Consider the following 26522-nt stretch of genomic DNA (forward strand, 5'->3'; position numbering starts at 1 on the left):
TTAATTTACAACCAGGGATTTGGTATCAACCACTTGTCCGTTACAAACCAGGATAACCTGGTAGTGACCCGTAGCCAATTGACTGACATCAATAACCCGCTGGCTTTGTTGTGTATTTAAAACGTAATTACTGGATTGATAGTTGTTTGAACTACCTACAATCATTAAAAAAGCCTGATTTGCATCGGATGCATGGTAATTCACCGTTAATAGATCATTTACAGGATTAGGAGTCAATTCATTTAAGTAGAAAGAATTCACTTTGACCTCCATGCTGTCATAATCTTTGAAACCATCTGCATCTGCGATGACTTCTAGTTTGTATTTTTTACTAATTTCAGGTGTAGCGGTAAACGAACTTCCACTGTAAATCAATTCACCAGATTCATCATACCAATTGTACACTGCGTTTTCTTGGATTGTATTAGCGGTCACAGTAACTACATCCCCCTCGCGAATCGACTTATCTGCGCCTGCTCTGGCCTTAAAAGGATCGCGTTCATATTTTGTAATGTAATAATGCACGGCACCTGTCCATCGTTCAATTGCATTGGGATCTGCATCGCTGTATTTTTGAATTACATGATAACCAAAGGTACTCTTATTGGTAACTTCCTGGGTTAAGAAACTATAGCTTACATAGATAGAAACACGTTGTTGCGCAGGAAAAGAAACTTTATTCAATTTCACTTCCCTGCTTAAAAGCTGTACTCGCTGATCTCTCAAGATGCGAATATCTGTTCTATCCTTCATGTACGGATAAAGCAAGTCCCAACCGTCATTATCAAAAATCAATACAACTTCTGCTTCTTTAGTCAATGGATTCCCGGGTTCATCATCCGGTGATTTAAAAATCAAATCATAGTCCATTTTAACATCCTTTCTGTTTCCAACAGCTACAAAATCACCATAAGGATAAACAATACCACCGATTACCGGCTTTTGAACTCCCGGATAGATATCGTGTATGAACACATTGCGCATAGCAATGTTGTTGTTGCGGTAAATATCATCTGCCATATTATCCGGATAAACAGTGATGGGATCCTGGGTAGAATTTTCAATTCGGGCCAAAAGGCAGTGACCAATATTGTAAATTGGCGCCCATTCGAATTCCAGAATTATAGACTCTCCGGGCTCTAAGACAGGGATCGTTTGAGTACCGATGACCGCACCTTGTTGACCTCCCATCCCATTCCAGTCTCCCGGCCACCCGGAAAGTGTAGAAGCAACAGAACGGTAAAGCGAAAGAGTTTCTGTACCTAAAGAAGGAGTACAGCCCTTATTACCTACTCGCACATAGACATAAAACGGATCATTTGGACCGTATTCAAAAGACTGGGCTTCATGGACCTGGTTTTCAACTACGAAACCATCTGGGTTGTTTCGAACCCAAATATCAGGACTTTCGTCGTAATCCCAGGTGAAAATATAGCCCGCATCGTTTCCTGTATCGTTGAAACGGTCACGCATATACAAATCAATTCCTTGTCCGGTAGAAAGCTGGGCTGCTTTTACCGCATCGTGTGCATTTAAGCGACCATAACCAAGCTCATTAGACTTTCCGGGAATTAAGGGAGTGTAATTGTAATAATAACCGCCTACTTTTTCAGAAGTAGCAGTTAGCATATCCTGAATCTGACGTGGTCCGAGACATGGATTTTGCGACAGCATCAACGCTGCAACACCAGCTACCATAGGTGAAGAGAAGGAAGTTCCTGAACTTGAACCGTAATTATCAAGCTCCTGTGTACTGATAATCTCAAGTCCCGGTGCAGCCATATCCAAATGTTGTCCGTAGTTTGAGTTCGGTCTCCGCAGATCAGCATATTCTGTAGCACCAACCCCGATTACAAATGGATGATTTGCAGGATACATTACCGGCTGAACCCCATCATTACCGGCTGAGGCAACGATAACAACACCATGTTCATACGCATACACGATTGCATCTTCAAATTCAGCAGTCGCACCTGATCCAAAACTCATATTGATGACTTTTGCACCTAATGCAACGGCATATAGAATACCGTCTACCGCTTCTTCAACCATAGATTGTCCATTCGGTCCTGCTCCACAAGGGATTATTTTACACCCGGATCCTCCCCAGCCTCCGGCAACTCCGGCAACCCCTTTGTTATTATTGGTTTTTGCAGAAACAATACCTGCGGTGTGTGTCCCATGTCCAGCATTCAGTCTCGTATCATTTGTGTTATCATGAAAATTCCATCCTTTCCAATCATCAATATAACCATTGTTGTCATCATCGATCCCGTTTCCTGTTGAAGGAGTATCCACATTAATCCAAGCATCTTCTCCCGGATTCAAGTAAATATTTTGATACCCATCAGTTCCCATACCTAAGTCTTCATGCGCCCAGTCAATCCCACTATCTATAATAGCAACAAGTATTTGACTACCCAAACCTGTTTCAATATTCCATGCTTCATGCATATCAATGTCCTTATCATTCACATTGTTATAGTACCAGGCGTTAGAAGAAACTGGATCATTAGACGTTTGCATGTAAATGAGTGTAGACGAAACACTAACCTTTTCCACCAAAGCATTCGAAGCACACATTCGTGCAATATCGAAAAAGCTTCCTTGTGCATTACTCAAATCATAACGATACCAGTCAATTACGGTTCTTTTTTTGCGAATTAACCCACTGGTATTCTCAAATGCGCTGATTTGAATTTACGTAGCAGTAGGTTTGAATTTCACAGAAATTCGATCCGTTGCAATATTAAACATTTGAAGCGTATTCGGGTCCTGAACTTTCCAAATTCCGTTTACCTTAAAATAAGTGAATCCATTGAATGACTCGGTGATTGAGATCTGAGGATTAACTGGATTTTGAGTTTGGGCATGAAAGTGCAACGGAAATAGAATACCCAAAAGAAAGATTGCCGATTTCAGAAATTGTCTTGAATTGATGATTCTTTTCATAGTGATTAACATTAAAAGTTAGTCACAAAATACAAAAAAAATATCTAACTATTTTTAATTGAGCAAATTATGGTTAAAAAATGGGAACCATTCGATAGCTGAGGATTTAGAGATTTCTATTTTTCAGGAGCTTAATCTTCTGTAGAACTCAAAAAAGAAACATTTCGTTTTAAACCAGAAAACTTAGTCCTTTTAACGGCACTTCCTTTGAAAATAGATTGAAAAGCTAGCTCATCCAACTCTTCCCAATCTTGTTTTGAAAAAGAGAGAATTTCATCTTTTGGTCTGAAATCAATTTCGGAATGGGGTTTCGAAAAGCGATTCCATGGACAAACATCCTGGCAGATATCACATCCGTAGATCCAATTGTTCATATTCCCTCGAAACAATTCAGGTAAATCAGCATCCTTTAATTCAATCGTCGCATACGAAATGCACTTAGAGCCATTTACAATGTAAGGCGCTTCAATGGCTTGTGTTGGACAAGCGTCAATACAGCGGGTACATGAGCCACAATAATCTTTAATAGGGCCATCTGCTTCGACTTCTAAGTCACAAATGATTTCAGCTAGGAAGAAAAAAGAACCTGTTTTCGGTTGAATTAGATTTCCATTTTTACCAAGCCATCCAACTCCACTCTTTTCTGCCCAAGCTTTTTCAAGAATAGGGGCACTATCCACAAAAACTCTTCCTTCAACAGCTCCAATTTCGGTTTGTAATTCAGAAACCAAGGTGCGTAATTTGGCTTTTACGACATCGTGATAATCTTTCCCGTAAGCGTATTTGGAAATCTGATAGGTATCTTTTCGTTGTGTTGATTCCGGAAAGTAATTGTATGCTAATGAAATGACTGTTTTTGCACCTGGAACTAACAAGCGAGGATCCAATCTCAAATCGAAATGATTTTCCATATAAGACATCTTTCCATGTTTTTCAGCCTTCAACCAATTAACCAATCGAGGTTCTTCAGAGGCTAAAAAATCTGCCTTCGAGAAACCAACATGCAAAAAACCCAGTTTCTCCGCTTTTGTTCGAATCAGTCTTTTGATGTGATCCTGTTGCATGACTTAAAATAAACCCCCTTGCTGCCAGCCCATGTCGAATCCTAAATGAATAAAAGCTTTCTCTGTAGCTTTTCGTCCTCTTGGAGTTCGCATTAAAAACCCTTCTTGAATCAAAAATGGCTCATACACTTCTTCCAAAGTTCCGGCATTCTCACCAATTGCAGTAGCAATCGTAGTTAATCCAACTGGACCACCCTTGAATTTATCAATCAAGGTTTTCAAAATGCGGTTATCCATTTCATCCAAACCGTATTTATCCACGTTTAATGCATCCAAAGCATGTTTAGTAATTTCAAGTGTAATCGTTCCATCGCCTTTCACTTGTGCAAAATCGCGCACCCTTCGCAAAATAGCATTTGCAATTCGGGGAGTCCCTCTACTTCTTCGTGAAATTTCGAAAGCAGCTTGCTCTTGAATTGGGATATTTAATAATTCGGCAGAGCGTTCGATAATAGAAGCCAATGTTTCCACATCGTAATAATTCAAACGCAAGTTAATACCAAAACGTGCTCTTAAAGGCGCTGTAAGCAATCCTGAACGCGTTGTAGCTCCAATCAGTGTAAATGGATTTAAACTGATTTGAACCGATCTAGCATTGGCTCCTGAGTCAATTAAAATATCAATGCAATAATCTTCCATTGCAGAATACAGGTATTCTTCCACAACTGGACTCAAACGATGAATTTCATCAATGAAAAGAACATCTCCATGCCCCAAGTTCGTCAGCAAGCCAGCAAGATCTCCTGGTTTATCCAAAACAGGACCGCTTGTTACTTTAAACCCAACATTCAATTCATTGGAAATAATGTGTGCAAGGGTCGTCTTTCCAAGTCCGGGAGGGCCGTGCAATAAGACGTGATCCAGAGGTTCACTTCGTTGAATCGCTGCTTTTACAAAAATTTCCAGATTCTCAACTGCCTGCGGTTGACCCGCAAAATCATCCAACAATTTTGGTCGGAGTACTTTGTCATACTCTTTTTCCGGGTTTGATGCTTCGGATCTATAATCAAATGATTCGTCTTCCATATATTAACTACAAAAATACAAAATAAGCACTCAAGTTTTGAACCACATAGCTAATTACGAATTTCCAATACCGAATTACGAATTAGGAGAAAGGGGAAAAGCGACACTCGGGAGTAAAATAAAAAAGGCGACTCTTTCGAACCGCCTTGTAATCTATTAAAATCTTAGTATTAATGATCTCCTTCTTCTCCTGGACCTAATGGTACAATTTGAGGAATAAAATCCTCTGATGCACCTGGCTTAGAGTAATCATAAGGCCAACGGTGAACCTCAGGAATTGCTCCTGGCCAGTTACCGTGAACATGCTCTACTGGAGTTGTCCATTCTAACGTATTCGATTTCCAAGGATTTTGAACAGCCTTCGGTCCTCTGTAAATACTGTAGAAGAAATTGAATAAGAAAATCAACTGACCAAATGCTGCAATAATTGCGAAAATGGTAATGATCACATTCAAATCCATAATCATCTCTTGTGCGTTTGTATCGAATTCCCCGTAAACTGAGTAATCATAATAACGTCTTGGTGCTCCTGCCAATCCAACGAAGTGCATTGGGAAGAAGACTCCATAAGCTCCTACGATAGTTACCCAGAAGTGAGCATACCCTAAACGTGTATTCAACATCTTACCATACATTTTCGGGAACCAGTGGTAAACACCGGCAAACATTCCGAATACAGCAGACATACCCATTACAATGTGGAAGTGAGCTATAACGAAGTACGTATCGTGAACTGCGATATCTAATGCAGAATCCGCCAAAATAATACCTGTTACACCACCTGTGATGAACGTAGAAACCAATCCTACAGAGAACAACATTGCTGGAGTGTAGATGTTAGAACCTCTCCAGATTGTAGTAATGTAGTTAAACACTTTTACAGCTGAAGGAATTGCAATTAACAAGGTTGTAAATACGAATACCGAACCAATGAATGGATTCATACCCGTGATAAACATGTGGTGACCCCAAACGATGAATGACAAGAAACCAATTGCAAGGATTGAACCAATCATCGCACGATAACCAAAGATTGGTTTACGTGAATTAGTTGAAATAATCTCCGAGGTCAGACCCAATGCAGGCAACAATACGATGTATACTTCAGGGTGACCTAAGAACCAGAATAAATGCTGGTACAATAATGGAGAACCACCATGATTTTCTAACATCTCAGAACCAACAATGATATCCGAAAGGTAGAAAGAAGTTCCTGCCAAACGGTCCATCATCAATAACAACGCTGCTGACAATAAAACAGGGAAAGATAATACTCCTAAGATTGCAGTAATGAAGAAAGCCCAAATTGTCAATGGCAAACGAGTCATTTTCATTCCTTTTGTACGCAAGTTGAAAATCGTAACGATGTAGTTCAAAGAACCCAACAAAGAAGAAGCAATGAAAATAGTCATTGAAACCAACCACATAGTCATTCCTAAACCTGAACCTTCAATTGCTTGAGGAAGTGCAGATAATGGAGGGTAAATTGTCCAACCTGAAGATGCTGGTCCTGTCTCAATGAACAAAGAGAACAACATGATCAACGATGAAGCTAAGAACATCCAATAAGACAACATGTTCAACATCCCTGACGCCATATCACGTGCTCCAATTTGCAACGGAATAAGTAAGTTCGAGAATGTACCTGACAAACCACCAGTCAACAAGAAGAATACCATGATAGTACCGTGAATTGTTACTAATCCTAAGTACATACTTTCTTTCATAACCCCTCCTGGAGCCCAAGTTTCACCTAAGAAAAACGAAAGGAAATCCGATTGCTCACCTGGCCAAGCCAATTGAATACGGAACAAAATAGATAATAGCATTGCTACTACTCCCATAAATACAGCAGTCATTAAAAACTGCTTTCCAATCATTTTATGGTCTTGACTAAAAATATATTTAGAAATAAAACCCTCTTCATGGTGATGATGTCCATGAGCGTCGTGAGGTGCGTGTGCTTCGTGAGCTGCCATGATTTTATTTTTTTACTTTATTGTTATATAATTACTTCGTTGCGATTGCTGCTGTATCAACAGTCATTCCAGCTGCTACTGCTGTAGAATCTGCTACAACAGCTTTTGGTTTTCCAACTGGATAAACATTTCTAAAGGTTTTACAAAGATCAGCTGCCTTTGGATCCAATTTAGAAACTTTTTTATACCATTTGTTATAAGCTGGCTCATCTAAGACAACAACCATCAACTTCATTTTATAATGAGATGATCCACAAATCTTATTACACATTAAGATGTAATTGAATTTAGGATTATTCATCTTTCCACGCATTTCTTTAGTAGTAATCGTAGGAATAAATTTAAATCGAGTTGTTTGACCAGGTACCGTATTCATCTGAGAGCGGAAATGAGGCATATATGCAGAGTGAATAACATCTTTTGATCGGAAGTTAAACTCATAGTTTTTGCCTTTACACAAATACAAGGTGTCGTTTGCATTAAATACGATATCATCCATTGCACGGGCATCTAATTTCGAATCATGACGAGCTTTCATTTGATGCAACATACGAACCATACGTTCCTTTCTTGCCAAATCCTTCACCATCAAAGCATGATCTTCTGGAATAAACATCAACTTCGGATTATTCAATTTTGCTTCTAAAGCATGAATACCTGTTGAACTATTCTCCATACTATCGATTGCATCTTGAATGGTTTTTGTAGTCATCAATGCCAATGAGTTGTTCTCATTCGTCAATTTGTAATCAAAATAACCCAATGTATTATCATCACCAGCCATACGAACTGTCCAGTCAAACTGTTTCGAGAACAATTCTACAACAATTGCTTGTTTAGGAGATTCAGCAGTTTGTTCATTCCACGATTTCAACCCTAAAATGATAATTACGGCAAGAACAATTGCAGGAACTACTGTCCAAGCTAACTCCAAACGATTATCATGTGGGAACCAATATGCTTTTACTCCTGGTTTGCGCACATATTTGAAAGCAAATCCAAACAATAATCCATTTGTAATGAAGAATACTCCGATAATAATCCACATGTTCAAATCCATCAACCAATCAGTTGCTGCACCATGAACAGTTGCTGCTTCGCCTCTTCCAGTATATCCGTATTCACAGAACAAATACAATACGGAAGCGAAAAATGCAAACATAAACACCAACAACAAGGTTGCATTCATTCGGTTATCGCGATTCGGAATATCTTCCTCACGGCGATTTCTTAATTTAGAAGAAAGCTCATACATACGCACCAACTGTGCTATAGCAATTACTCCTAAAATGATAACTATTAATATAATTAGCTTTGTCATGTTTTTTAATTTATCGTAACAACAAGTGCCTTATTAGATTTCGTGATGAATACTTTCGTCCAAGAACGGGTGATTTTTAGGCATCAATGGAGCTTTAGTCAAATTCGTTAAGATAATTCGAATAAAGAATCCTAAGAACAATAAAGCCATTCCAATTTCCATCGCACCGATGTAAGCATTTTTACCCATTGAACCTCCCATTACCATCAAGTAAGCATCTACCCAGTGACCTGCGAAAATGATAACTCCAACTGTAGTCAAAACACCTGAGTGTCTTTTTGCATCACGAGACATCAATAATAACATTGGGAATGCAAAGTTGATGAAGAACATACCGAAGTACAATAATTTGAAATCTTCAATACGCGTTAAGTGGTAAGTTACCTCCTCCGGCATGTTTGCATACCAGATCAACATGAATTGAGAGAACCATAGGTATGACCACAAGAAAGAAGTTGCAAATGTCCATTTCCCCAAATCGTGGATGTGGTTTTCGTTTACTTTACTTAAATATCCTTGTTTTTTCAAATACAATGTCAATGTTACCAAAACAACCATTGTAGAACACCACATTCCTGCGAATACGTACCATCCAAACAATGTTGAGAACCAGTGTGCGTCAATTGACATAATCCAGTCCCATGCAGAAGTTGAAGAAAATACAGCAAAGAATACTAAGAACAAAGCAGCCTTTTTGTAGTTTTTGAAGTGAATGGCAGATCCACCGATTTCATCTTCTTGCAATGAACGCATTTTGAAACCTCTCCAGAAAATGAAGTAAACCGCCATATAAACCAACGTTCTAATCCAAAAGAATGTTTGATTCAAATAAGCGGATTTCTTTACTAAAATTGGATCGTGTTCTACATGTGCATTATCCATCCACACGTAAATACCTCCACCTTTCATCAAAGAAAGTGTTAACAAAGTAACTAGCATTAAAGCGATACCATAAGGTAAATAACCTGCTACTCCTTCGATTACACGTTTTACAGATGCGTACCAACCAGTTTCAGTTGCATATTGCAATGCCAAGAAGTACAATGCTCCCAAACCAATTGCGAAGAAGAAGAAGCTATCTACTAACAAGTTCCCTAAGAAACGTTGTTGAAAATGCTCTCCGTGATGATGAGATTCAGTGAACTCAACCCAAACACCTAAACAGATGCCGATAACTCCTAACAACATTAGGACTACCGTAAGGGATTTTGCTTTTGATGAAACTTTGAATTCCATTTTATTATTATTTTCTTTCTTAGTAAATTACTTCTTAGCTGATGTATCTGCTACTGGTGCAAGTGAACCCCAAGCTGGTGCTCCGTTTGCATCAAACGTTCCATATTTTGCATCTTGGAACTTTCTTACGTAGTGAACCAGTGTCCAGATCTCTTTCTTGTTCAACAATGAAGCGTGAGCTCCCATCATTCCTTTACCGTAGTAAATAGAATAGAACATTTGTCCTTCTTGAATTGCCAAACCACTCAAAACAGCAGCACCTGTATAAGCTCCAGATTTAACCATCGGTCCTTCTCCATCACCTTTCTCACCATGACAGTGGTTACAGTTGATTTGATACAATGCTTTACCGTCTGCGAAAATCTTATCTGCAACTTCTTTAGAAGTTAACTTTAGAGGATTCACATCAGCTGCTGCATTTTTGTATTCGAAATCTACGTCTTCATTCGAAGACAAATCATACTGATACAATCCGTGTGATGCAGCAAACAATCTACCTGGTAAACGATGATATGGCAACAATGTATGAACAGTTGCTGAATCTGTACCTGCGTAAGGAATTACATAACGTGGCGGAATCATTGCCGAACGAAGCATTTTTACCGAATCATTGATCTGACCGCGAACTTCACCATAATCAACATATGGTTCAATCGCAGGAGAACGATACATATCAGGCATGTATTCTAAACCTGCACTATCAGGATCAGAAGTACACGCTGCTGCTAGCAACGCTACTAATGAAAACTGTGCAAATGCCTTGAATTTTACTTTCATCTGTATTGGTCTTTAAACTCTGTTAGACTTAAGATCTACAGTTAATTAATGAATATCTTTTTGATCTACTTCTACTACTCCAGTGTCATTCAACATAGCCATCAATTCACCTTCAGAAAATTGATTGTTGTCTGACAAACGCAATTCCATCACGAATTTATCGTCTGTTGTACGTGGATCTGGATTTGTTGCTGGCATTCCAGGCAAAGTCTTATTCAACAATAAATAAGTAATCGCCATTCCATGAGCAGCACACAATACGGTGAACTCAAATGTAATTGGAATAAAAGCCAATACGTTATCTAAATATGAATCGTTTGGTTTACCACCAATGTTCATCGGCCAGTCATGAATCATGAAATAATTCATTCCTAAGGTAGCCAATGCTGTACCAGTTAAACCGTACAAAAAGGCCATAATCCCCAATCGTGTTTGCTTTACACCGATAATCGGATCAATTCCGTGAATCGGGAACGGAGAAAACACGTCAGCTACTTTAACTCCTTTAGCGACTAACTTCTTTGCGCCATCTTTTAGCACATCGTCGTCGTCATACATTGCATAAATTACTTTCTCTGCCATGTTTCTCTATTAATGATTATGAGTATTATCATGGTCATCATGTCCGTGACTATGACCGTTTTTTGCAAAATAAGGGTGAACCGGAGCGGTATCGTTCTTATAAGATTCACCAGATGATTTCAAGATTGTTTTCAATTCGTTCAATGCCAATACTGGGAAGAAACGAGCAAACAATAAGAAGAATACGAAGAACAATCCAATGGTTCCAACATAGACACCTAAATCGATGTGACTTGGGTAATGCATAGACCAAGAAGATGGTAAGTAGTCACGGTGGATGGAAGTAACGATAATTACATAACGCTCAAACCACATACCGATATTTACAACAATCGAAATGATGAATGTAAACAATAAACTTCTACGTAATTTCTTGAACCACATCAACTGTGGAGATACAACATTACAAGTCATCATTGACCAGTATGCCCACCAGTATGGTCCAGCTGCTCTATTGAAGAAAGCATATGCCTCATACTCAACTCCTGAATACCAAGAAATGAATAACTCAGTTATATACGCAGTACCTACTATTGAACCTGTAACCATGATTACGATGTTCATATACTCTACGTGTCTTGTGTGGATGTATGCCTCCAACTTCATTGCCTTACGCATAACCAATAGAAGCGTTTGTACCATGGCAAAACCAGAGAATACAGCTCCTGCTACGAAATAAGGAGGGAAGATTGTTGTATGCCATCCAGGAATAACCGATGTAGCAAAGTCAAATGATACAATCGAGTGAACCGAGAATACTAATGGAGTTGCAACACCTGCTAAAACCAATGAAACTAATTCAAAACGATTCCAGTGCTTAGCGCGACCTGACCAACCAAAAGAAAGTATCGAGTACATTTTCTTTGGAATAGGTTTTTTCACTCTATCGCGGATTGTAGCGAAATCAGGAATCAAACCGATGTACCAGAATACTAATGATACAGAAAGATACGTTGAAATCGCAAATACATCCCATAACAATGGTGAGTTGAAGTTTACCCACAATGATCCGAAGTGATTTGGCAATGGAAGTGTCCAGTAACCAACCCATAAACGACCCATGTGAATTAACGGGAACAAACCTGCCATGAATACTGCGAAAATTGTCATCGCCTCAGCAGAACGGTTAATCGCCATTCTCCATTTTTGACGGAACAATAACAATACTGCGGAGATCAAGGTTCCAGCGTGACCAATACCTACCCACCAAACGAAATTGGTAATATCCCAAGCCCATCCAACGGTTTTATTTAATCCCCAAACTCCAATACCTGTTCCTAACAAGTAAAAGATACATCCTACTCCGTATAAACCGATAATTAAAGCGATCCCGAATAAAATGTACCACATGCGTGGTGCTTTATCCTCAATTGGCTTACATACATCCTCCGTAATCTGATGATACGTTTTGTGACCTAATATGAGGGGTTCACGAATTGCAGCTTCCTTATGCATTAGACTTTATTTTTAAGCAATTAATGATTTGACTTACTTTCATGTTTCTCAGCATGCGCGCCATGACCAGCATGATGCTCTGCAGCTGCCAATTTATCTAGATCAGCGTTTTCGTTGTTACGAATTTTCACTTGATACCAAATATTTGGTTTCACACCTACTTCTTCTAAAGCTTGGTAAGAACGTTTGTCAGCCGAAACCTTACGAATTTTAGAGTTGACGTCATTCCAGTCACCAAAAATTATCGCGCCAGCAGGACAAGCATCAGAACAAGCAGTTTCTATTTCTCTATCCTGAACAGTTCTGTTCTGAACTTTCGCATCCAATTTAGCTGTTTGAATCTTCTGAACACAGAAAGAACATTTCTCCATTACACCACGAGTACGAACAGTAACATCTGGATTTAATACCATACGTCCTAAATCATCTTGTGCAGGATTGATTTCAGTAAATTTCTTGTAAGATGGATAGTTAAACCAGTTGAAACGACGAACCTTGTAAGGACAGTTGTTAGCACAGTAACGAGTACCAATACAACGGTTATATGTCATTTGATTTAATCCTTCATTTGAGTGCGTTGTTGCAGCAACCGGACAAACCGTTTCACACGGAGCGTGGTTACATTGCTGACACATCATTGGCATGTGAACTACAGCAGGGTTTGCAGTTGGGATTTCAGATTCAACATAATCTAAATGTCCTAAAACTGGATCCTTACGTGTTCCTACAGCAGCTTCTTCGCTTGAAGCAAAGTAACGGTCGATACGCAACCAGTGCATTTCACGACCTCTACGAACTTCATCTTTCCCAACTACTGGAATATTATTTTCAGCCTGACAAGCAACGATACAAACTCCACAACCAAAACATTGATTCAAGTCGATAGTCATTCCCCAACGGTGACCAATATTTTCTACAGGATGTGCATCCCACAAATCGAATTCTGAAATTGGAACTTCACCTTCATGTGTATGTAAAACGTGTTTGTGATTGTAAGTTCCTGGCTCTTCGTTTTGGTAAATATCTAACGTAGTTTCTTTCACAATCGAGTTACGTGACATCACCGTGTGATGAATTTGTGTAGCTGCAATTAAATACATACCACCATCTTTTGTCAAAGAACCTGTAACATTGTTTTGGTAAGTTCCATTTTCCCAATTTAAGAAACGGAAAGCATTTTTACCAACTGTTACACGATTACCATTTGCATCTGTTTCAAATCCTCCATGTTCCTTCGTTACGAAAGCAGCATTTCCAATTTCTTCATTTCCTTCTCCACGACCGTAACCAAGTGCGATACCAATAGTACCAGCAGCTTGTCCTGGTGATGGATAAACTGGAAGAGTAATAGATTCATTTCCAACTTTCACAGTTGCCAATGTCAATCCATTCTCCTGATCGAAAGTAGTCGCATAACCATCTTTCTTCATCGTCTCTGGAGACATTGTAATGTAGTTATCCCAAGTTACTTTAGAAATTGGATCAGGTAGCTCTTGTAACCATGGGTTACCAGCCATATCACCATTTCCAATACCTGTTTTTTGGTACAATACAACTTCTAAAGCTCCTGCTTTTGGAAATTTACCAGAAACTTTACCCAATGCTGCTTCGTTGAAAGCTGGCGCTGGAGTTGCTGGAATCACCATATCTTCGTTACAGCTATTGTGAATAGCCATTTCAAAGTATGTATTGAAATCTGTATATTTTGTTTGGTATGGGAAACCATATACTTCCCAATTTTTTGAAATGTATTCGTATGCCACTCGTGAATCTTTTCCTCCACGGTGTTTCTTACCTGCCCAAACCAATAAAGACTCCATTGCTGGTGCAGTATCAAATAATGGGCGAATAGTAGGTTGTGCAATTGAATAATGTCCTGCTTTTGGATTATAATCCATCCATGACTCTAAAGCATGGTGATCAGGAGCAATATATGTACATTTTGTAGCTGTTTCATCTCCATAACCAGACAATGAAACGCTCAATTTAACTTTTTCAAGTGCCGCTGCGAATTCCTTACCATTTGGCAAGTTATAAACAGGATTAGCTCCAAGGAAGAAAACGGCGTCAGGGCCTTTTCCAGCGATTACCTCAGAAACTAATTTCTGCATTTTCGCATCTTCCGATTGGAACATTTGCAATTGCTTGTCAAAAAGAAGTGTTTTTCCGTAAGCTCCTAATACGCTATTCAATTTATTCGTAAGAACTTGAATCGCTTTATTATTAGAACCAGAAACAACAATCGACATTCCTTTTGAAGCTTTCAATGCTTTTACGGCAGCATCTGCAACAGCTTTCGCTTCTTTTGGTAAAGCTGAAGCAACTCCTGTGTTTACTCCAAATTTCCCTAAGATGTATGAAAGTACATTTGCTTGCTCACTTGGTTTGATCATCCCACGGTAATCCGCATTTGAACCAGTGATAGACATGATAGATTCAAACTGGAAGTGTTTGCTCATCCATTCTCCATCCGGATTACGGCGTTTTCCATAATCAGCAGAGAATGCATTTCCAAGCAACCAAGTACTCAAGAAATCTGCACCAATACTTACGATTGTTTTCGCTTGTGTGAAGTCATAATCTGGAATAGCACGCATTCCGAAAGACTCCAAATTCGCTTCACGCATTCCACTGTATGAAATTGCATCGTATTGAATGAAGTTGAAATTCGGATGAACGATTGGCATTCCTGCAGCATCTTTCACTTCTCCAAAGATACTTGTAGACAAATCTACAATAGCACCCTGCATAGATGGTGAAATAACTGAATTCGCTACAAAAGCAACTTTACCAGTTGTTTTATCAACTGCTGATAAACCTTTCTTAACTGAATCATCCAAAGTACTCCAAGAAATATCTTTTCCTTTAGATTGAGCTGTTTTCAAACGAGCATTATCGTATAAAGAAAGAACCGATGATACAATTTGAGGAGTTAAAGCTCCTTGCGTAAATCCGAAATCACGGTTTCCTTTGATATAAATAGGTCGACCTTCTCTTGTCTTAACAACGATGCTTGCATACGCATTTCCATCGTAATAAGTGGAAGCATACCAAGTTGCAACACCTGGAGTAACATTCTCCGGTTTCACAACGTAAGGAATAGCTTTCGTAACAGGAGCCTCACAAGCCGCAACTGTAGCAGCTGCAACACTGAATCCTAAGAATTTCAAGAAGTCACGACGTGCCGTAGATGTTTCAGCAAGTTGATCATCACCCAAGAATTCGTCAACAGAAACAGACGGTGAAAACTCACGATCTCTTGACTCAACGAATGCAGGTGTTTCATGCAATTCATCAAGACCTTTCCAATATTTTTTTGACATAGCCATAATCTTTGTTCTACTGTTCTAGATTGATTAATAGTGACATTTAGCACATTCCCAACCACCTAATTCTTTAACCGTTACTTTTTTGTCTGCTAGGTACTTATTGTACAATTTTTTATCTTTTAACAAACGGTTATGTATTTCATTGTAATAGTTACTTCCTTTTGAATCCAATGATCCTGAAGAAATTTCTTTCTCAGCGTGACATTCGATACACCAACCCATTGTCAATGTAGCTTTAGTCAACTGAATGTTATCTGGAACCTTGTTCAATTCAGTTACCGGTTGAACCTTTGCAGTTTCTTTTTGCTTAGTCATGTCACCATGACATTGCTTACAATCTACCTGACCAGCAACAACGTGTTGTTGGTGATTGAAATAAACGTGATCAGGCAAAACATGCACCTTGTTCCAAATAATTTCTTTTGTTTTTCCAGAATAAGATTGAGTTGTTGGATCGTATCCAGCAGCTTCGTAAATATTCGCGATTTTTTCTTGTTGCTCTGGAGTTGTACCGTTGATTTGTTTGTGACAATTCATACAAACGTTCACTGTAGGAATTCCTGCAGTTTTTCCGTTATCAGCCGAATTGTGACAATACTTACAATCAATCCCGTTTTTACCAGCATGAATATCGTGTGGGAATTCAATTGGCTGAGACGGTTGATAATCTTCCAAAACTCCAATTGAATAGAGAGAAAGGAACAATGAAACAATCAAAGCGAATGTAACAACTAGACCACCCAAACCAACATAACGTTTGTATTTCCAAGCCCAAGCTTTAAACTCCTGACCGAAAGAAAGATCTTCGTTTACTGCTTGGCCATCGTTTTCTTTTGTTACATTTTTCAATTGACGGCGTACACCACCAACAGCCATAATGATTACAATGAAAACAACTCCCATCAGAATCCAAACCCATGACAAACCATCCTCTTCTACTTCACCTGCAACAGCGCTACCGCCATCTAATGAAGCACCTGCAACTACTGCTGAAGGATCTGGCTGAGCATCGATGTAATCAAAAATTGCATCGATATCTTCTTTTTTACCAGCCAAGTCTGGAAAGGTATTCATTGCAGTTGGCTTAACCGCAGAAACTTGTTTTGCATACGGATCTGAAGCTGCTGCATTATTCCAGTTAGCTACCCACTCGTAGATAGAACCTTCTTTTGCTCCACCATCAGCCCATTTCTTGCGAACTTCAAACAGCTTTGGGCCCGTACCATCTTTGTGAGGAGCGTGACATGTGGCACACTTTGACTTAAATAAGGCTTCGCCGTCCGCAGCGAAACTATCAAATGCACCAACAACAAAGACTGTTGAAAGAGCACCGATACACCATTGTTTTATACTTCTAAACATCTGATTATTAGATATTTTTGTTTTTACAATACATTGTCAACACTATGTTAACACAGCAATTAACGTTGGCAAATTTAGAAGAATAAGGGCATTCAGTGACAGTTTTGTGACAATTTCTGCGCCTGTTTTTTTAATTTAAAATGATTCTAAATAAGTTTCCGCTTTCACATTTCTTAACAATACGCTAATTTGCTACTACTTACAGTATTTTTTCACTAAAAATAGACACCTATTTGGCATGTTATTTTCAGATAGAATCAAACTCTCCCTGTTTAAAAGGAGACTTCAAAAATTCAATTACTTTTGTAAAAATATGTGCGCGATGAAAAAAACGATTATCTCTTCTTTATTGGTTTTAATATGCTATTGTGGAAACAGTCAAGTAACCATCGTAAAAGATTCTAGAATTGATGATTTAGTGAAAGCTCAAAGTCAAATTATTCCACCTGCAACAACGCAAGAAATCACGGGTTACAGATTGCAATTAGCATTTGATTCCAATAAAAGCTTTATTGATGAATCGCGTGCAAAGTTTGTTTCGATGTTTCCAAAAGTAGACACGTACGTAGAATTTATTGCACCACACTTCTTCTTGAAAGTAGGTGATTTCAGAACTCAATTAGAAGCTGAAAAAGTAAAAACGGCTACAGCTGCACAATTCCCAACGGGATTTGTAGTAAAAGAGAAGATTAATCTGCCAAGAATAGACCAATAGAAATTGTTCAAAGGGTTGAAGGGGTTCAAAGAGTTCAATTCCATTTCAAACTTTTGAACTTTTGAACTTTTGAACTTTTTAAACTATTGAACCACTCAATTGCTTTGCAATTGATTTCCCTGCAACATATCCAGTGGAAACAGAACCCTGAATCAAATAACCACCTGTTGGCGCATCCCAATCAATCATTTCTCCTGCGACAAATACATTTGGAAATTTATTTAATTCACCAAATTCTGAAATTTCTTCCGTAGAAACTCCTCCAGCACATGAAATCACCTCATCAATTGGCCTGAAACCTTTTATTCCAATTGAAAATTCCTTGATTGTCTTTGTCAATTCCTTTGGATTTAAAAAACGCTCTTTGGAAACAAAAGTCTTAATCCAAAAAATAGCTACTTCACCTAATTTTAGTTCTTTCAATCCTTGAGATGGATTTTTGGCCTTTTTCAAAATTTCAAACACCTTTTCCTTCGTCATTTGAGGTTTCAAATCGACTTTAAAAGCTGGTTTCTCCATTTTTCGCAAAGCATCGTTAATTGCATAAGCAGGTTTTCCTTCCACACCGTACTTCGTAATGGTCAAATCACCTGTGCAAGTTTGATTCCCGCAAGTGGTCTGAATATTCTTTAGAATTTTTCCATCCAGATTTTCTATCCAGTTTTCATACAAAACCAATCCAGAATTACTTGGTTTAAGCTCATTAATGACAATATTTTTCTTTTCGAAAATGGGAACCCAAGCTCCATCTGAACCAGTTACGGGCCAAGATTTTCCACCAAGTGCCAAAACAAGGTAATCAAAATCCAATTTTTCTGTTTTGCCTTCTCTTTCGACCTCAATGTGTTTATCATCAAAGTTCAAAAAACGCGTATTCAACACAAACTCCACTTTCGGAGCAAGAAATTCCTTCCAGGCATTCAGAACCTGTATCGGTTTGATTTCGTCTGCAGGAAAAATCTTTCCAGAAGAACCCACTTTCGTTTCTATTCCTATTTGTTTCAGGAATTTAATCCAATCCTTGTTCGTAAACTGTCTGATTACTTGTTTAATCCAATCAGAATCGTACTTTTCCCGAAATTCACTCGGGGTCTCAGAATGTGTGAGGTTAAAGCCTCCGTCTCCAGCAACCAAGAATTTTCTTCCTACACTGGCTTTCTGGTCCAAGAGTAGAATTTCGCAATCGCTTTTCAACAATTGAGTGGCAGCCATCAATCCTGCTGGTCCGCCACCAATAATTATGATTCGTTTCAAATTAACGGTAATTGATCGTTATTTTTCGTGCTAACTCTTTTGCTTTATCTGTAATCTGTTCGACCTCTTGATCCCCAGAATACAATACAACTGCCATTCTACGATAAGGTCTTGTGGTTGGTTTACCGAAAATACGAACATCCGATCCTTCTACTTTTAAAACATCTTCCAATCCTGAAAAAGTTGGAGCGTTCTCTGATTCTTTATTTGCCAAAACAACGGCACTTGCTCCATTTTTCAATGCGGTAATCGATGGAATTGGCAAGCCCAAAATAGCTCGGGCATGTAATTCAAACTCACTGAAATTTTGCGTTCCAGCCAAAGTAACCATTCCTGTATCATGTGGTCGCGGAGACAGTTCGGAAAAATAAGCGCCTTCTTTCGTAATAAAAAATTCCACTCCCCACAAACCAGAACCACCCAATGCTTTGGTCACTTTTGCCGCCATTTCTTGTGCTTCTTTCAAATGTTCGGAATTCATGGGCATTGGTTGCCAGCTTTCCTGATAATCACCACGTTCTTGGCGGTGACCAATTGGAGCGCAGAACAATGTTTCTCCGTTATTTTGAGTAACTGTTAACAAGGTGATTTCATAATCAAAAGGAATAAATTCTTCCACGATTACTTCTTTCAAATCGCCACGTGAACCTTCTATTGCGTAAGTCCATGCTTTTGAAATTTCTTCTTTAGAACGAATAACGGACTGCCCTTTTCCAGAGCTCGACATCAATGGTTTTACCACACAAGGAATTCCAATATCCAAAACAGCTTTTTCAAACTCCTCACCTGTTTTAGCATACAAGTAATTAGCGGTTTTTACACCCAAATCTTTTGCGGCTAAATCACGAATTGCTTTGCGATTCATCGTAAAATTGGCAGCTTTTGCAGAAGGAATGACTTGAATTCCCATCTTCTCATACTCGTAAAACCGTTCCGTTCGAATTGCTTCAATTTCAGGAACAATTAAATCTGGCTGGTGTTTTGCAACAATCGCATCTAAGGAAACTGCATCCAACATGTTAATCACTTCAAACGAATCTGCAACTTGCATAGCAGGCGCATTTTCATAACTATCCACAGCAATAACCGTCTGACCCAACCTTTGAAGGGCGATTACAAGCTCCTTTCCAAGTTCACCAGAGCCTAGAAGTAAAATTTTCTTTTGCATGGCACAAAAGTAGTGTAAAGAGTTCAAAATGTTCCAAAGGTTCAAACAAAGTTCAAAGAGCGTGAGTCAAAAGTTGTTTAAAGAAAACCATTTGAACATTTGAACATTTGAACATTTGAACATTTGAACATTTGAACAAAAATTAAATAAAATGAACAAACTTTCGCTGTAAAATAACGTCGTATGTAATATTAACTATATTTGAATTAAACATGAAGGGAAGATTAACCGATTTATTACATACTTACAATGGAATTTCATTGGATGAATTGTCGCGTGCTCCCTTGATGAATCGTGTGGATGAAAAATTCGCATTCCCCATCAGTAAACTGGATGATTTTTTGGATGAAATGCGTCCTTATTACGATGTTCTAAATATTGACGGCAAAGTAATTTTTGATTATACGAGTCAGTATTTTGACAACTCAAATTACGGTTTTTTTCAAGATCATCACAAAGCAATACCCAATCGATTTAAGGTTCGGATTCGCACTTACCTCGACAGCAACAAATCGTATTTGGAAGTAAAAGAAAAAATAAAGGGCAGAACAGATAAAAATCGGATTACTATTGATGGTTTTACATCTGAATTCTCTGAAGATCAACTTTTGTTTCTACAAGAACGACTCAGAAAACAACTCGATTTAAAGCCAGTTATGGTGAATAGCTATCGCAGAATTACATTGGTGAATAAAACTGCTGAAGAACGTTTGACCATTGACTTTGAAATTGTAAATGGAACATTAGACTCAACAAATTCCAAAAATCAAACACTTTCATCGATTGTTATTGCGGAATTGAAACAACCAAGGCTTGATAGAACTTCTCCATTCTATCAATTAATGAAGCGGGAATTAATTCGTCCTTTTCGCATTTCTAAATTCTGCTTTGGAATGATTGATTTATATGACGAAAACCGTCTGAAATCAAACCGATTCAAAGCAAAACTACTTCTTATACAAAAACTAATAAAAAACACATCACATGCTGCTCTCCCACAAACCGGATTCTGAATTATTTGGTATTTCTTTTTTCAACGAAGACCTCTATCCTCTGTTGTTCCGAATGAGCGTAAACCTAGTCGTTTTAGTCATTTTGATTCGTTTCATGTACTATACAAAAGCAAGAAGAAAAGACTACCTTTTCACTTACTTCATGATTGGAATGATTACCTTTTTCTTATGTTTCGGATTGAAAAAATTAGACATCGACACTGGAATGGGCTTAGGTTTATTCGCCATCTTTGGAATTCTTCGTTATCGAACAGAAGGCATCGAAATCAAGGAGATGACTTACCTCTTTTTGGTAATTGGTCTTTCAGTTATCAATGCATTGGCTTCCAATAAAATTTCATTGGCAGAAATGGGAGTAATGAACGGAGCATTGTTATTACTCGTTGCTGGATTAGAATATTTGTGGTTACTGAAACATGAAACCCGTAAAATCATTGTTTACGATCGAATCGACCTCATCCAACCTGAGAAATACGAAGAAATGGTATCTGACGTTCAAAAAAGAACTGGTTTGAAGATCAACCGCATTGAAATTGGTAAGATTGATTTCTTACGCGATGTTGCTCAATTGATGATATTCTATGATGGAGATATTCAATCATTCGGAACGGGAACTGGACCAAGTGATTCGGAGTAATTTCCCTTAAAACACATAAATGAAAGAGGGTTTGCAATGCAGATTCTCTTTTTTTTAACCACATAGAAACAATAGGTCACATAGTTTTAGATTTACAAAACCCATGAAAAATCTAACTTCATGATGCTCTATGTGGTTTATGAACCTATGTGGTTTTTATTGTTAATCTCCAGTACCAAAGGCAAATCCAATTTTGGATAATACCGCTTCGCAGAATAATTATACAACCACAAATACCAGCTGTTATTAAACTTGAAATACGTTTTCAACTCATTACTTGCCAGCCGTACCAATCTCGTCGGATCAGCTTGGTTCCAATCACAGGCAAAGATGACATAGTAAACATCAGGAAAGCCATCTTTCTCATGACTCAAAAAATTCAAGAAACTACTTTCTTTTGAAACCCGATTGAATTCACTCAGTTCATCAGAAATTTGTCTCGAACTCGCTTTTCTATCATCAGCATTGAAGGCCGCTAATTGCAGACAATCCAATTCAAAGTGTGACGAAAAATCAGTCAATCCTTCAATAAAACCACCTTCACTGATTATTTTTGAAGCCAACAGATCGTATTTAGCAGCTTTGTCGCGAATGAAATTAAGATTTACGGCATCTGAGTTTTTAAAACCTATTCCTATGAATTGCATAGTTATTAAAATTGTCGTTAACAATCACTTGTGAACCAGTAAAACAAAGGGCTGTTTGCAATATCGCGAACTTGCAACTTTCAATCTACATTACCAGTTAAACTTCTTTTTCCTGTTCGGATCCTTTGGCGCTTTTACTTTCTTCTCCTTGGTCATTTCTGGAAAATGTACCGCCAATCCAAAACGGATGTTCAATGCATTCAACCATTCCTTGTGCGGCTCTTGTTTCCCATAGATATTCGTTAATCCAACTGAATAAGAAGGAATCAGGTAAACCGAAGCAAATTTTGAGAAACGGTATTGCACACCTACAGAAAACAAAGCACTCAACCCAAAATTATTCAATCCTTCAATGGTTTTCAGATTTGTTACTGTTTCATTTCCAAGAGAATCATTCATAGTAGTTTTCGTTTTTGTATTCATCGGAATAAATGGTTGAACTCCAACCCCAGCCAATAATTGTACACGCTTGCCATAAGTGAAGAATAGTTGAATGGGAACTGCCAACATATTGTATTTGCGGTCATAGGCAAAAGAGCTATCTGTGGTCGTTGATTTAAAAGAATAAGATTCTCCATATCGATCCAATGAGACTCCTGCTTCTACACTAAAATAACGATGTACCCTGTTTCGAATACCCACTTGATAAGTCCAGCGATTAACCATTTTCTCATCAGCTCTCAATCCAACTGGTCTTCCAAATAACCCTTCATTTTCAGCTAATCGATGTGATCCAATAGAATATCCCGCACCAATAAATGCTGTGAAATCCATCATTCCTTTATCCGGATCGTATTTATTATCTGATTTTGTCTTTTCCTTCTCTATTTCGGTCTTCTTTTTAGGATCATCAACCTTTCCCGTTGAAATCTGTGCGGAATTTACAAATGGAACAAAAATTAAAATTGCTAGGGCTGTCAATTGTTTCATGAAAAGCTTATTTTTGGTAGAATTGTAAAGATACAATCTTTAGTTAATACTTAAAATACCTGTCAATGTCGAAAAAAGAAAAATTGCCAAAAAAGAAAAAGAGCTTCATTAGAAGGCTTTTCAAATGGACTGGAATAACCATCTTGTTCTTAATCATTGCAATCATTTTAATTCCTATAATTTTCAAAGATGAGATTAAGGAGCTGGTATTGAAAGAAGTAAGCAAATCTTTAAAAGCCGATGTTACTATCGAGGATTTCGATTTAACCTTTCTTTCTACGTTCCCAAATGTTACCATTCAATTATATGACACAAAAGTAACAGGTAGAACGGAATTTAAAGGCGTAGAGTTGGCAAATATCAAAACTATTGAGGCACATGTAGGTTTATGGGATGTAATCGGTGGAGATGAGATCGAAATTGATGAAGTGCATATATCCGATGCGAAGTTTGATGTACGTGTGGATCCAGCAGGAAAAGCCAATTACGACATTGTTATTCCGGAAGATGAAAAACCAGTTGCAGATCAAGGGCCTTCCAAATTTAAAATGTCTTTGAAGGAATATTCTTTAAATAATATCCAATTGGTGTTTGACGATCAAGCTTCTGACATGTATGCCAACATCAAAAACCTAAATCATACAGGTGAAGGAGATTTAACGGCAGATATCATCGATTTTGAAACAAGCACTAAAATAGACGAAGTAACACTGGAAATGGATGGTTTGAGCTATTTATCCAAAGTGAAAACAGATGCAGATGTGAATTTGTTGATGGAATTCAAGGAAGACGATTCCAAATTCACCTTGAAAGACAACAGCTTTGCCTTGAATAACTTTCACATGTCTTTAGATGGTTTTTACCAAATGCTGAAAGACCATTCTCAAATGGATTTGAAATTAAATACCAAAGAAATCAGTTTCAAAGACTTATTGTCACTTGTGCCTAGTTTCTACCAAAGCGGATATGAAAGCATGATTGCAAAAGGTGATTTGAAAATGAATGGCGAAGTGAAAGGCCGTATGGATGACAAAAACATGCCAGGGTGGGATTTTGGTTTGAACGTAAAAAATGCCTCCATTCGTTATCCTGCGCTTCCTGGTTCTATCAATAACATCATCGTAGATGCAGGATCTAAGTTCGCAGGAGGTTCCAATTTGGATTTAATGACATTAGATGTCACGAAATTCCATTCAGAGTTCGTTGGAAACTTAATTGACGCGAATTTGAAATTGAGAAACCCAATGACAGATCCATTGATTGATTCCAAACTAAAGGCGAAAGTAAACTTAGCTACACTTGGAAAAGTAATGCCGTTGGCTGAAGGTGAATCATACAAAGGGAAATTGAACGCCGATGTTGCGTTAAATGGTCGAATGAGCGCTATTGAAACCGAACAATACGAAAAGTTCAATGCACAAGGTCTAATCGAATTGTTCGACTTCCTATACAAATCAAAAGACTTGAATGAAGATGTAAACGTGAAAGATTTGACTTTCCGCTTCAGTCCGCAAAACTTGTCTTTGGAGAAAATGAATGCAAGGATGGGTAAATCAGATTTTGCCATGAACGGAAAAATCGACAACTACTTGGGTTATTTATTCGGGAAAAAGAAAGAAGATCAGTTATTGAAAGGTGTATTTGCCTTCAATAGTAACAACTTGGACTTGGATCAACTCATGGGAGCTTCTACTGCTCCATCTGCTGCAACTACCAGTGCAGAACCAGCTCCAGTAGACCCAAATACTGAACCGCTTTTAATTCCTGACAACATTGATTTCGATTTGAATACCAACATCCAAAAATTGCATTACAACGGTATTGATGTAAACAATATCAAAGGAAATGTAAACATGAAAGAGGAAGTAGCTTCGTTGAATGGCTTGTCTATGAATACGATGGGCGGAACAGTTGGTTTAAGAGGAAGTTATAGCTCCAAAGACCACAACAAGCCAGCAATTGATTTGGGTTATAACTTGAAAGAAATCGATATTCAAGAAATTACAACGCATTTCCTAACGATCGAGAAATTGGCTCCAGTTGCCAAATATGCAAAAGGAAAATTCAGTTCAAGTTTAAACTTGAAAGGCGATTTGACAAAAGCGCTAGAGCCTGTTTACAATTCATTGACAGGTGATGGAGATTTATTTACCAACCTCGTTACAGTAAGCGGGTTCGAACCATTGAAAAAATTGGGAGAATCCTTAAACATGGATAAATTGTCCAACCAAACATTCAAGGATGTGAAAGCGTTCTTCAGTTTTGCAGATGGAAAAGTAACCATGAAAAAACCGTTGAAAATCAAAATGAGTGGAATCGATACGGAAATCACTGGTTCCACTGCATTTACCCAAGAAATTGACTACAAAATGCTGATGCAGGTTCCAAAATCCATGATTCCAGCTGGAATCATCAAAGTTGCAGAACAAGGTTTGGCAAAAGTAAACGGACTTGTACCCAAATTAAATATTGGATCTATTCCTGATATCATTCCAGTAAATGCACTAGTTGGAGGAACGGTTATGAAACCAGTCATCAAAACAGATTTCAAAGAAGCATTGCTAAAAGCTACAGGCAATTTAAAAAACACGATACAGGACAAAGGAAAAGAATTGGTTAATAAAGCCAAAGATTCGGTAAGAACCGTGGTCAAAGAAAAAGTGGAAGAGGTAAAGAAAGACCTTATCGCAGAGAAAAACAAGATTATGGCCGATGCTGAAAAAGAAGCAGACAAAGTGAGAGCGGAAGCTAAAAAAGGTGGAGATCAACTTCGAGCGGAAGCAGACAAACAATGTAATGATGCAATGACTGCCGCTGGAAGCAATCCACTGAAAAAGAAAGCTGCTGAAATCGCTTGTAAAGAAGGAAAGAAAAAAGCAGACAACAGTATCACCAAGCTAGAACAAGAAGCAAATACCAAAGCAGACAATATCATTGTCAAAGCCAAGGAAAAAGCAGATGCTGTGAAGTAAATGAGATAGTCAGGCTGTTTTAGTCTGCACATAATCAAATTTATCCCGACGGAGTTTTGCTTCTGTTGGGGTAATAAGAGATACTAAAAAGGAAATCCCGTTC

Annotated in this window: 20 protein-coding genes; 4 read left to right on the forward strand and 16 right to left on the reverse strand. The window is 38.2% G+C overall.

Features of this window, described 5'->3' with window-relative positions:
* From FLUTA_RS20605 to FLUTA_RS05940, 12 genes are all read right to left on the reverse strand, one after another.
* The gene (locus FLUTA_RS20605) at positions 1–2622 is read right to left on the reverse strand and encodes a S8 family serine peptidase (protein ID WP_013685940.1); all 2622 of its coding nucleotides are present in this window, start codon (positions 2620–2622) and stop codon (positions 1–3) included.
* Between the two features lie 78 nt (positions 2623–2700).
* Positions 2701–2952 (reverse strand): hypothetical protein, encoded by a 252-nt coding sequence (locus tag FLUTA_RS05890; RefSeq protein WP_013685941.1) that lies wholly within the window; start codon positions 2950–2952, stop codon positions 2701–2703.
* A gap of 131 nt (positions 2953–3083) precedes the next feature.
* The gene (gene queG / locus FLUTA_RS05895) at positions 3084–4016 is read right to left on the reverse strand and encodes a tRNA epoxyqueuosine(34) reductase QueG (RefSeq protein WP_013685942.1); all 933 of its coding nucleotides are present in this window, start codon (positions 4014–4016) and stop codon (positions 3084–3086) included.
* A 3-nt stretch (positions 4017–4019) separates the two neighbouring features.
* Positions 4020–5042 (reverse strand): Holliday junction branch migration DNA helicase RuvB, encoded by a 1023-nt coding sequence (gene ruvB, locus FLUTA_RS05900; RefSeq protein ID WP_013685943.1) that lies wholly within the window; start codon positions 5040–5042, stop codon positions 4020–4022.
* Between the two features lie 170 nt (positions 5043–5212).
* Positions 5213–7021, reverse strand: a complete 1809-nt coding sequence (locus tag FLUTA_RS05905) for a cytochrome c oxidase subunit I (RefSeq protein ID WP_013685944.1) — start codon at positions 7019–7021, stop codon at positions 5213–5215.
* A gap of 31 nt (positions 7022–7052) precedes the next feature.
* Positions 7053–8342, reverse strand: coding sequence for a cytochrome c oxidase subunit II (locus tag FLUTA_RS20610; RefSeq protein ID WP_013685945.1), 1290 nt, complete (start codon positions 8340–8342; stop codon positions 7053–7055).
* Between the two features lie 33 nt (positions 8343–8375).
* A complete protein-coding gene (locus tag FLUTA_RS05915; protein ID WP_013685946.1) occupies positions 8376–9578 on the reverse strand; it encodes a hypothetical protein in 1203 nt (400 codons plus the stop codon).
* A gap of 27 nt (positions 9579–9605) precedes the next feature.
* Positions 9606–10355 carry a c-type cytochrome gene (locus FLUTA_RS20615; RefSeq protein WP_013685947.1) on the reverse strand — a complete coding sequence of 250 codons (750 nt, stop codon included), beginning with the start codon at positions 10353–10355 and terminating at the stop codon, positions 9606–9608.
* 45 nt (positions 10356–10400) lie between these two features.
* Positions 10401–10937 carry a DUF3341 domain-containing protein gene (locus FLUTA_RS05925; RefSeq protein WP_013685948.1) on the reverse strand — a complete coding sequence of 179 codons (537 nt, stop codon included), beginning with the start codon at positions 10935–10937 and terminating at the stop codon, positions 10401–10403.
* A 9-nt stretch (positions 10938–10946) separates the two neighbouring features.
* A complete protein-coding gene (gene nrfD / locus FLUTA_RS05930) occupies positions 10947–12392 on the reverse strand; it encodes an NrfD/PsrC family molybdoenzyme membrane anchor subunit (protein WP_013685949.1) in 1446 nt (481 codons plus the stop codon).
* 20 nt (positions 12393–12412) lie between these two features.
* A complete protein-coding gene (locus FLUTA_RS05935; RefSeq protein WP_052301349.1) occupies positions 12413–15715 on the reverse strand; it encodes a TAT-variant-translocated molybdopterin oxidoreductase in 3303 nt (1100 codons plus the stop codon).
* A 33-nt stretch (positions 15716–15748) separates the two neighbouring features.
* Entirely contained in the window at positions 15749–17083 is a 1335-nt protein-coding gene (locus tag FLUTA_RS05940) for a c-type cytochrome (RefSeq protein ID WP_013685951.1), read from the reverse strand.
* 322 nt (positions 17084–17405) lie between these two features.
* On the opposite strand from FLUTA_RS05940, the gene FLUTA_RS05945 reads away from it, so the two are divergent.
* Positions 17406–17798, forward strand: coding sequence for a hypothetical protein (locus FLUTA_RS05945; RefSeq protein ID WP_013685952.1), 393 nt, complete (start codon positions 17406–17408; stop codon positions 17796–17798).
* A gap of 78 nt (positions 17799–17876) precedes the next feature.
* On the opposite strand, the gene FLUTA_RS05950 is transcribed toward FLUTA_RS05945, so the two are convergent.
* A complete protein-coding gene (locus FLUTA_RS05950) occupies positions 17877–19052 on the reverse strand; it encodes a BaiN/RdsA family NAD(P)/FAD-dependent oxidoreductase (protein WP_013685953.1) in 1176 nt (391 codons plus the stop codon).
* A gap of 1 nt (position 19053) precedes the next feature.
* Positions 19054–20220, reverse strand: coding sequence for a formate-dependent phosphoribosylglycinamide formyltransferase (gene purT / locus FLUTA_RS05955; protein WP_013685954.1), 1167 nt, complete (start codon positions 20218–20220; stop codon positions 19054–19056).
* 212 nt (positions 20221–20432) lie between these two features.
* Between purT and FLUTA_RS05960 the strand changes: the two genes are divergently transcribed.
* Together FLUTA_RS05960 and FLUTA_RS05965 are read left to right on the forward strand one after the other, a co-directional pair.
* Entirely contained in the window at positions 20433–21233 is an 801-nt protein-coding gene (locus FLUTA_RS05960) for a polyphosphate polymerase domain-containing protein (protein WP_013685955.1), read from the forward strand.
* Entirely contained in the window at positions 21205–21870 is a 666-nt protein-coding gene (locus tag FLUTA_RS05965; RefSeq protein ID WP_013685956.1) for a DUF4956 domain-containing protein, read from the forward strand. The genes FLUTA_RS05960 and FLUTA_RS05965 overlap by 29 nt, the downstream gene beginning before the upstream one ends.
* 137 nt (positions 21871–22007) lie before the next feature.
* Here the strand turns inward: FLUTA_RS05965 and FLUTA_RS05970 are convergent, their stop codons facing one another.
* Positions 22008–22517 carry a hypothetical protein gene (locus FLUTA_RS05970; protein ID WP_013685957.1) on the reverse strand — a complete coding sequence of 170 codons (510 nt, stop codon included), beginning with the start codon at positions 22515–22517 and terminating at the stop codon, positions 22008–22010.
* Positions 22518–22607: 90 nt separating this feature from the next.
* Entirely contained in the window at positions 22608–23447 is an 840-nt protein-coding gene (locus FLUTA_RS05975) for a hypothetical protein (RefSeq protein ID WP_013685958.1), read from the reverse strand.
* A 65-nt stretch (positions 23448–23512) separates the two neighbouring features.
* Here FLUTA_RS05975 and FLUTA_RS05980 point away from each other — a divergent pair, with 65 nt between their 5' ends.
* A complete protein-coding gene (locus FLUTA_RS05980) occupies positions 23513–26419 on the forward strand; it encodes an AsmA-like C-terminal region-containing protein (protein WP_013685959.1) in 2907 nt (968 codons plus the stop codon).
* Positions 26420–26522: the final 103 nt, after the last annotated feature.

It is taken from the genome of Fluviicola taffensis DSM 16823 (assembly GCF_000194605.1).
Lineage (GTDB): Bacteria > Bacteroidota > Bacteroidia > Flavobacteriales_D > Crocinitomicaceae > Fluviicola > Fluviicola taffensis.

Excerpts from the sequence above, each read along its gene's own strand:
- FLUTA_RS05890 (WP_013685941.1), bottom strand. The coding sequence starts at position 2,952 with ATGAAAAGAATCATCAATTCAAGACAATTTCTGAAATCGGCAATCTTT.
- queG (WP_013685942.1), bottom strand. The coding sequence starts at position 4,016 with ATGCAACAGGATCACATCAAAAGACTGATTCGAACAAAAGCGGAGAAA.
- ruvB (WP_013685943.1), bottom strand. The coding sequence starts at position 5,042 with ATGGAAGACGAATCATTTGATTATAGATCCGAAGCATCAAACCCGGAA.
- FLUTA_RS05905 (WP_013685944.1), bottom strand. The coding sequence starts at position 7,021 with ATGGCAGCTCACGAAGCACACGCACCTCACGACGCTCATGGACATCAT.
- FLUTA_RS20610 (WP_013685945.1), bottom strand. The coding sequence starts at position 8,342 with ATGACAAAGCTAATTATATTAATAGTTATCATTTTAGGAGTAATTGCT.
- FLUTA_RS05915 (WP_013685946.1), bottom strand. The coding sequence starts at position 9,578 with ATGGAATTCAAAGTTTCATCAAAAGCAAAATCCCTTACGGTAGTCCTA.
- FLUTA_RS20615 (WP_013685947.1), bottom strand. The coding sequence starts at position 10,355 with ATGAAAGTAAAATTCAAGGCATTTGCACAGTTTTCATTAGTAGCGTTG.
- FLUTA_RS05925 (WP_013685948.1), bottom strand. The coding sequence starts at position 10,937 with ATGGCAGAGAAAGTAATTTATGCAATGTATGACGACGACGATGTGCTA.
- nrfD (WP_013685949.1), bottom strand. The coding sequence starts at position 12,392 with ATGCATAAGGAAGCTGCAATTCGTGAACCCCTCATATTAGGTCACAAA.
- FLUTA_RS05935 (WP_052301349.1), bottom strand. The coding sequence starts at position 15,715 with ATGTCAAAAAAATATTGGAAAGGTCTTGATGAATTGCATGAAACACCT.
- FLUTA_RS05940 (WP_013685951.1), bottom strand. The coding sequence starts at position 17,083 with ATGTTTAGAAGTATAAAACAATGGTGTATCGGTGCTCTTTCAACAGTC.
- FLUTA_RS05945 (WP_013685952.1), top strand. The coding sequence starts at position 17,406 with ATGAAAAAAACGATTATCTCTTCTTTATTGGTTTTAATATGCTATTGT.
- purT (WP_013685954.1), bottom strand. The coding sequence starts at position 20,220 with ATGCAAAAGAAAATTTTACTTCTAGGCTCTGGTGAACTTGGAAAGGAG.
- FLUTA_RS05960 (WP_013685955.1), top strand. The coding sequence starts at position 20,433 with ATGAAGGGAAGATTAACCGATTTATTACATACTTACAATGGAATTTCA.
- FLUTA_RS05965 (WP_013685956.1), top strand. The coding sequence starts at position 21,205 with ATGCTGCTCTCCCACAAACCGGATTCTGAATTATTTGGTATTTCTTTT.
- FLUTA_RS05970 (WP_013685957.1), bottom strand. The coding sequence starts at position 22,517 with ATGCAATTCATAGGAATAGGTTTTAAAAACTCAGATGCCGTAAATCTT.
- FLUTA_RS05975 (WP_013685958.1), bottom strand. The coding sequence starts at position 23,447 with ATGAAACAATTGACAGCCCTAGCAATTTTAATTTTTGTTCCATTTGTA.
- FLUTA_RS05980 (WP_013685959.1), top strand. The coding sequence starts at position 23,513 with ATGTCGAAAAAAGAAAAATTGCCAAAAAAGAAAAAGAGCTTCATTAGA.